Below are 2940 nucleotides of genomic sequence, written 5' to 3' on the forward strand. Positions count from 1 at the left end.
ACTGCGAATTCGAGTACTGGCGACCAGATTCGGTGATGATTCATATTGATAGTCGCGGCTAGCAAGTCGTACTTACTTAGCCAAAGCTGTTGGTTATAAAAATTATAACCAACATTCACTTTTATCTTCTCTATCATACACGGCCAAATCATTTGTAAAGTCAATCACACTTCATGAAGTTTCAATCAAAAATCATTCTTGCTTCAAGCCTACTCTTTGTATCCGTCGCTTTGGTCGTTGGGCTTGTACAACAACAGAAGACCAGTTCAACGTTTAACAAGCAAATTGAAACTAGTGTCCGTGAACTAATGAATAGTATTAGTTTCACAGTTACATATGAGCTCAAAGCAAAGCGAGAACTAGTGAACTCCGTAACACATTCACTGAACATCATTGATGCCTCAAATCGCCAATTAGCCTTGGAAGCTATCTCTACTCCATCCCTCATCAAAAGCTTTCAAGCTGTCGGTATAGGTTATGAGCAAGATGGAAGCTTAGTATCAAATGATGGTTGGATCCCTGAGGTTGGATATGACGTTCGAAATCGACCGTGGTACCAACAAGCAAGCCACTCTGACGATATTGTGATTACAAAGCCCTACATTGACTCATCGACCAATCAAATGATCATTTCTGTTTCATCTTCATTGGTCGATAGATCTAACCAATTTATTGGCAACGTCGTCTTTGACGTCTCTCTAAAACCACTGGCAAAGTTAATCAACCAAACCGATTTATTTAGCTCTGGTTACCTATTCATGATGACTGATGATGGGACTGTTATCTCACACCCAAACGAAAGTTATAATGGTCACTCTTTCACTAAGTTTGTGCCAGAGGTTCAGCTGCAACAAGGGGTATCTGAGGTTGAACTGAACGGAATAAAGCACTTAGTCAGCTTAAAAAAAGTAGAGGGTGAAGACTGGTACATTGGTGCCATCATTAACGAGCAAAAAGTAATTGCTGAACTCACCAATTTAAACACCAACCTATTCATACTGACCGGGTTCTCCCTATTGATCGCGATTCTGTCGTTGTATTGGTTAATCCGCTACCTATTTAAGCCAATCAATAACTTGAACAGCGCCCTCGAGAACATCGCTTCTGGTGACGCAGATCTCACTCAACGCCTAAAAACAGACACTGATACCGAATTTGCAGAACTTGCTCATAACTTTAATCACTTTGTCGCTAACCTCCAGCAACAGATGTTGGACTCCACACAGGTCTCAGCCACGTTACGAAATCATGCGGAGATGACGCAGTCTACTTCTTTTGAGGTAAGTAACGACATCAACTATCAGATCTCAGAGTTAAATAGCCTTGCGACCGCAATAGAACAGATGGCTGCCTCAGCACAAGACACAGCAGAACATACACAATACACGGCTCAAAATGCCACCGAGGCAACCAATAATGTACTAAGTGGTGTGAATATTGTTGTGCAGACTGAGCAAAGTATTCACAAACTCTCATCTAATATGAAAAAGGTCTCAACTCAATCCGACGCTCTAATTGCAGCAACAGACAGCATAGGAAGCATCCTCGATGTGATCAGTGAAATCGCCAACCAAACTAACTTACTTGCTTTGAATGCAACTATAGAATCAGCCCGAGCAGGTCAAGCAGGTAGAGGTTTTGCGGTGGTTGCAGACCATGTTCGGTTGCTGTCTCTGCGTACTCAAGAATCCACGAAAGAGATACACGAAAAAATCCAGCAACTTCGATCAGGAACAAGCCTTATGGCTGAAGCGATATTAGTTAGTGAAAACGACGTCAAAGACGCTGTAGAGCGAGCTAGGCAAGCAAGCGCGGCTCTTCATTCGGTGAAAGAGAACATCGGGAATATCTCGGAGTTCACGGGTCAAATAGCAGCTGCAACAGAAGAGCAGAGCTTAGTGTCATCTGAGGTGAGTCGCAATACACTACAAATCACCAAACTGGGCAAACAAGTCATCGCCCAAACTGAAAAAACCAATCAGTATATGAATGCTCAGCTTACTGAAATAGGTAAGCAGCAACGTATTCTCGACCGCTTTAAACTTCTGGACTAAGAAGAAACTACTATGCTGGGCATAAAGTCATTGCTTGAAGACGATAAGGGCTACATTCTTTATCTTGGTAATTATCGGGTACTTTCTGTTTTTCAACCGATTTATAACCTTAAGAGCAACACATTAATTGGATACGAAGCACTCCTGCGTTGCTCTGATGCAGAAGGGGAAGCTCATTCACCTGAGCAATTGTTCAATTCAAATATATCTAAATTATCACGCATCAAAATAGACCTGATTTCCGCTACATTGCATAGTATTAACTATCGAAAATATAAAGATAAGATATCCGGAAAACTCTTCCTTAATATAAATCCAGCGAGCATTGCTTATTTACATCAGCACCCAAGAGTCTGGCAAACCATGTTCAATTGTGTGAAGCATAATGATGCGAGTAATAGCGGTTATGATTTTGCGAACCTTGTTATTGAAATTGTTGAACAAGTTTCTGACTCACAGGTTTCGCTAGAGCAGCAGCTTTCACTATTGCGCGAGGGTGGATGTCTACTAGCCGTCGATGATTTTGGAGCTGGTAAATCAGATTTAGCTCGAGTCAAGCAAGTAAAACCAGAGTTCGTAAAACTCGACAAGAGTATTTTACGAAAGTTTAGATGCCGCTCTGTCGAATCACTTCCTGACGTAAAAGAGAGCCTGATGCTTCATGGCCGCACCATTGTTATGGAGGGTATTGAAGTACCGTCAGACCTTCAAATAGCTAAGCAAGTCGGTGCAGATTTGGGGCAAGGTTTCTACTTAGGAAAACCCAGTCGAACTTTTGGACTCGTAAACCGTCAGTAGCTCGATTTTCAGGTCACTATTAATTCTATCGCTGTGTCATCAAATGGCCATTTCTCTCTTAGATTGCTGCGTATGATTCACTCGTACT

At 41.9% G+C, this 2940-nt stretch carries 2 protein-coding genes; both read left to right on the plus strand.

Annotated elements, in window-relative coordinates; genetic code table 11:
• Window positions 1–173 precede the first annotated feature (173 nt).
• Window positions 174–2054 carry a methyl-accepting chemotaxis protein gene (locus tag AC4MRV_RS21825; RefSeq protein ID WP_491189371.1) on the plus strand — a complete coding sequence of 627 codons (1881 nt, stop codon included), beginning with the start codon at window positions 174–176 and terminating at the stop codon, window positions 2052–2054.
• Window positions 2055–2066: 12 nt separating this feature from the next.
• Window positions 2067–2852: an EAL domain-containing protein gene (locus tag AC4MRV_RS21830; protein WP_491189372.1), complete on the plus strand. Its 786-nt coding sequence runs from the start codon at window positions 2067–2069 to the stop codon at window positions 2850–2852.
• Window positions 2853–2940: the final 88 nt, after the last annotated feature.

Source organism: Vibrio sp. (assembly GCF_984391705.1).

What these genes read in the sequence shown, in the direction of transcription:
- AC4MRV_RS21825 (WP_491189371.1), top strand. Translation starts at nt 174, where the DNA reads ATGAAGTTTCAATCAAAAATCATTCTTGCTTCAAGCCTACTCTTTGTA.
- AC4MRV_RS21830 (WP_491189372.1), top strand. Translation starts at nt 2,067, where the DNA reads ATGCTGGGCATAAAGTCATTGCTTGAAGACGATAAGGGCTACATTCTT.